Annotated in this window: 5 protein-coding genes; 1 reads left to right on the top strand and 4 read right to left on the bottom strand. The window is 60.3% G+C overall.

Annotated features, from left to right (window positions below):
- Nucleotides 1–1,621: hypothetical protein (locus tag AC1DX0_RS30865; protein WP_477358226.1), on the bottom strand; the 1,621-nt coding region annotated here is incomplete at its 3' end.
- 334 nt (nucleotides 1,622–1,955) lie between these two features.
- Between AC1DX0_RS30865 and AC1DX0_RS30860 the strand changes: the two genes are divergently transcribed.
- On the top strand, nucleotides 1,956–2,372 hold the full coding sequence (locus AC1DX0_RS30860) for a DMT family transporter (protein ID WP_477219621.1): 417 nt from the start codon (nucleotides 1,956–1,958) through the stop codon (nucleotides 2,370–2,372).
- A 56-nt stretch (nucleotides 2,373–2,428) separates the two neighbouring features.
- Here AC1DX0_RS30860 and AC1DX0_RS30855 read toward each other — a convergent pair whose 3' ends face one another.
- The 3 genes from AC1DX0_RS30855 to AC1DX0_RS30845 form a co-directional block, all read right to left on the bottom strand.
- Nucleotides 2,429–3,178, bottom strand: a complete 750-nt coding sequence (locus AC1DX0_RS30855; RefSeq protein ID WP_477219620.1) for a class I SAM-dependent methyltransferase — start codon at nucleotides 3,176–3,178, stop codon at nucleotides 2,429–2,431.
- Nucleotides 3,179–3,307: 129 nt separating this feature from the next.
- Nucleotides 3,308–4,138, bottom strand: coding sequence for a glycoside hydrolase family protein (locus tag AC1DX0_RS30850; protein ID WP_477219619.1), 831 nt, complete (start codon nucleotides 4,136–4,138; stop codon nucleotides 3,308–3,310).
- A gap of 120 nt (nucleotides 4,139–4,258) precedes the next feature.
- On the bottom strand, nucleotides 4,259–5,066 hold an 808-nt coding region (locus AC1DX0_RS30845), incomplete at its 5' end, for a glycoside hydrolase family protein (RefSeq protein WP_477358223.1).

Below are 5,066 nucleotides of genomic sequence, written 5' to 3'. Positions count from 1 at the left end.
ATTGAAGTTTCCGCGAAACGGGTAAGCCGAGTGCCGCCAGCCGCTTCCAGTCGATCTTGTTTGCTTCCTCCTGTGTCAGCAGAAGAAACGTCTCGCCCTTCCACGTATCGGCATTGTACCAACGGTCAGCAGACAGGAAGCGCATGGGCTTCGGCAGGGCGCTGTCCAGGGCAATCTGCCGAACCAGGACATGTTCGTCGGACAACACGCTGAGCGTGCCGGCGTTCCAATAGGTGGCGTAGCCATAGGCCAGCCCATTGTCTTGGAGGTAGCGCGCCAGGTCCGACAGATCGACGGCACGTGTTTTCTGCTGCTCCGGGTTCAGACGCGACCACGCATCCGACCTGACAAACGTCGGATAGGCACTTGTCAGCAATCCGGCAAGGACGACCGCTACGCTGAGGAACTCGATGGGTCTCTGTCGCATGTCGAGAGGCGTGGCCAACGCAACGATGGCCATCGTGACCAGTGACGGTACCAGGTAGCGGGAACTGCCGATCGGATCGGCAAGGTTGGGGATGGTCGTTGCCACTTGCAGAAGGCAAACCGACAGAAGCGCCAACGATCCATAGATGGCGAGCGGCCTGACCTCGTCGTCCGGCCTTGCCGATGCTGCCACCGACCGCACGATCAAGGACACCAACAGGACTGCCACAATCAATCGCAGCGCGCCGTAGAGGCCGACCACGGTCAGAAGCCCGCTGCCTCCGGGCGGAGACCCGCCGAAAACTGCCAGGACCTCCTTGCCCAGGACCACGAGGTTGCTGACGATCGTCTCGTATGGCAGCCATTGGACGGAGGACGCGTCGCGCGCGGCGTTGTTTACATGCGCAAAGGTCACTCCATAGAGGATGGTGCCGCCACCTATCGCTGCGCCGATCGAAGCGGCCGCGCCCACCAAGGAAGCTCTTCCAACACCTGCGGGATGCAGCCTGTGTGTCGACCACAGCGCGGCGGCGATGAGCGGCATCCCTATGGTAACGATTGCGCGCTGAGGATTGCCCCAGAACTCGGCCGTAATCAGCGCACAGAGCGAAACGCTCCACATGACGACGTTCTTCGTCGACGTCTCTCTCATCAGCCTGACGAGGCAGTATATCGAATACAGCGACATGTAGAGGATCGTGCCGTATGACGCCTGTCCGTAGAGATTTTCAGCCAGAACTCCGGATATTCCCGCCGCTACCGATGCGGTTATCAGCGTCCGCCGTGTCTTGCCGATCGGCGCCAGGCCGGCAGCCAGCCAGACGCTGTGCAGCACGAGTATGGATGTGACGAGGCCCGAGATCGCATGAACTGTAAAGCCGGCAGGAAGAAAAGCCAGGGCCGGTATGATAAAGAGATGGCCGAATACAACGACAATGTCATTGTTTCCATAATACCAATCCGGCGGGAAGAAATTCCGACTTTGGACGATTTCTCGCGCCAGCAGCACCTTCATTGCGCTGTCGGAGTGAAACAGGGTTTTGTATTTCACGAAAACATAAAATACGAGGAAGCAGAAATTGATCGCCAGAATTAATACAGCCGCAGGAAACCAATAGGACCTGGCTTTGAACAATCCCTCTGCTGGCAAATTCTGCTCAGCCGGGATTGTCCGGGACTGCTCCTGGATTGCCATGGTTCGGTTGGGCTCCCCCTAGAGCAGTTCACCGTTTCACGGAAACGGCGAGCCACTCCAACTTTTTGTTTTGACGCAATTCCTATGGGAAAACCGTTACACACTTTTCCTGGAATTGCTCTATGCCGTGCACGCAGCCCGAAACCTGGGCCGGGCACGACAACTGGCCTAGATGGACCGTTTGGCTTCGCCTTTGTCAACCTGAACCGGCCAATCGAAGCCGGCATCAACGGTTCCTGGTCGACGGGGAGGCTTGCCGGGAGGGTACGCCGCGCCTGCAGCCGCCAGCTCAGCCCAAAATGGACAGCTGGCATGCTACAGTCCAAAGGCTAAGGTGCCGGCCGATTCGAGCAGATGGAGAAGCAAACTGGATAACCGTGCCACCGGCATTGCCCTTATTGTTGCGGCTGTGCTTCTGCTCACCACAGCCCAGATCATCATCAAGTCTCGCCTGACCGAACATGGGACGGTGCCGTTCAGCTTTGAGCAGGGCTGGCCCTATTTGCTTGGTTTGCTCGCCGACTGGAAGGTTTGGATAGGCGGCCTTGGCCTCGTCATCTCGAGCGCTCTTTGGTACGCCGCGATCTCAAGAATTCCGCTATCGGTAGCCTTCCCGTTTGCGGCGCTGGCTTATCCCCTGGTCTTTGCCAGTTCGGTTCTGTTCCTGCACGAGCGATTTAGCTGGCAGTCCCTTGCGGGTAACGGCTTGATTGTCCTCGGTGTAGTGCTGGCGGCGGCCCGATTGCCGTAGGGCAAGGCTGCTGTTGTCGGTAAGGTGCCGGCTGCTTTCCCGACGAGCACCAACGGTCATGGACGCTTTGCCACCACCAATCTGGATCCGCCGACAGGAAGGGTGAGGCCTGTCGCCAGGATCAGGCCCTCGATCCCCATCACGGATCGCAAGGAAGCATTCACGGCCGGCCCGAGACGCAATTCCCTGCCGGCGTCGGGTTCGAGGCTCTTGCGCCGCCGCGACAGGAACATCAGCGGCAATAGAAGCGACACGAAGGACGTGCTGTAGACGATCTCCAGCCCCACGCCTTCGATCTTTTCGTGCAGTTCCCGCTTTTCATAGCGACGGAAATGAAACGACTGTTTGTCGATGTCGCTCCAAAGCCATTTGTGCTGCGGCACGGAAATGATGACACCCCCGCCGGGTTTTACCGCGCGTTTCAGGTTCTCCAACGCATCGACATCCTCCTCGATGTGCTCGATCACGTCGAACGCCCCCACGACGTCGAATTCCGCAGCATAGGGCAATCGTCTTGCGTCCATCTGCGCAAAACTTGCCGACGGCACGCGGGCAGCGGCAAAGGGTAAGCCGGCAATGAAGATTTCGGTCCCGGCGAGCCGGACATCGGGAAAGGCGCGGGCGATGCCGCTCAGCACAAACCCAGTGCCGCAGCCGATCTCGAGGAATGACTGCAACTGCGGAAAGAAACGCCGCAGGGTGCGAACGATGATGGCATTGCGGGACTCGAACCAGAAATTCCCGGCCTCGCGCCGAGCGAGTTCGGCAAAGAAACTCTCGTGGAACCCGCCGCCTTCGTTTGCCATTTCGGGTGCCCAGGCAGGGAAGCCGTTCAGGCTGGCCGGAGCGAAGCCGCAGGCCGGACAGACAGCGCCCGGGGATGCATGGTGTAGACTGCAGCACGGACAAATAATCATATGTCCGCTCAAGCCCCGCTAGACGAGCACGGCCAAGCCGAAGCCTGTATTCCCGTAGCCATTGCCGTTGTAGAGCATGTAGCGGTGCCCCCCATGATCGAACACAAAGGGATATTCGATCATCTCACAATCCCAGCCTGACTCCGAGCGCGCGATGCCCGCGTCCTGGTCCATCCGGGTCCAGTTCAGGCCATCGGCCGACTCGGCATAGCCGATGCGATAGCTGTCGCCGCGATAAGCATACCACATGCGCCACAGGTCGCCGTCTCGCTTAACCGCCGGGCGAGATATAGCGTATTCCTGGTCGTTCGCGAAATCGATGGCAACCCGTCCGTCACGGCGCCAGTGGATGCCGTCGTCGGAGCTCGCATATTTGATGTGGTAGCGATGGATTGGTCCATTCGCCGATGGGCTCCAATCGACGCAGGACGTGTACCACATATGCCAGAGGCCGGCCTCATGCAGCACGCAGCAACTGCCGACAAAATGCGGCTCTGTCATCGAACGATCAACCAGCGGACCCGTCGCGAACCGTGAAAACGAACCATCGGGCGGGGCCGTGGCGAGGCCGATGGCGTTGCGAAAGGGAACGGTGACGCCCAGATTCCAGCCGACATAGTAGAGATATCGCGTCGGACCCGCGACCGTGAGCCAACTGGCCAAGGCGCCGCTGTCGTCAAATTCGCCGAGGGCTCCTGGCACCAGGACAGGCGACCGGGCTACCTCGATGATCCGCGCCGGCGACGACAGGTCGACGATGACATAGCCGGTATGCGAGCGTTGCGATGCATCCCGAGAGCCGAAATAGATTTTGAACAGATCGCCCGAAAAATGCTCGGCGATCGGCATGGTGGCGTGCGAGCGCATCCACTCGATATCACCAGTCGGGCAGAACAGGCGGCCGAGCTTCTCCCATCGCACCGGGTCATATCCCCCTGAGCCGCGAACGCGGCACTGTCGACCGCCCCGTCATGGTTCCAGGATGGCGACGCCGACCCCATCCCTCCCATAACCATTGCCGTTGTAAAGCAGGAAGCTGGCCTCGGCGGTGTGCAACAAGCTGGCATAGCAGACCATCTCGCAATCCCATCCGCTGGCGCTGGTGTCGAGCAGTGGCACCCTGTCGCGCTCCCAATGTACCCCGTCGACGGATGTGGCGCGGTACACGCGGTAGGTTTCGCCCAAACGCCTTGCACAATAGAGCATTTCGTARCCGGCATCGGTCCTCTGGACGACCGGTCGGGCGATGGCGTGCTCTCCCTCATGGAAGGGCAGGCAGATTTGCTCGTTGGTCGTCCAATTCATGCCGTCGCGGCTCGTCGCGTGCTTGACGGTGTAGTAGTGGATCGGGGCATTCTTCCCTTCCGGGTCGACCTCCCATCGCAGGCCGGACACATACCACATGCGGAAATTGCCGTTTTCGACGAGCACCCAGGGCGCGCCGGCAAGCAGAGGATCGTAGTGGTTCCGGCCGAGCACAGGCGCTTCGGACAGACGATCGAAATGCCGGCCTCCGTCGCGCGATTCCGCGATCCCGATGGAGAAGGTGAATGGCACCGTGCGGGTGAGCGACCAGCCGGTATAGTAGAGCAACAAGCTGCCTTCGTGATTGACGAGACAGCCGGGCATGGCGCCGGAATCATCGAATGTCCCCGGCTGGCCAATATCGAGGGATGGACGCTCCGAGCGGGCGGTCTCGGTCAGGCCGTCAGCCGTCGCGGTGACCTCGGCCCAGCCGCCTCGCGAGCGATTGCTGTCATCGCGGCTGGCAAAATGA

This window comes from Mesorhizobium sp. P3_A9, from assembly GCF_056402975.1.
The sequence above is the reverse complement of the archived record's forward strand: the minus strand, read 5'-3'. Positions and strand labels throughout refer to the sequence as shown.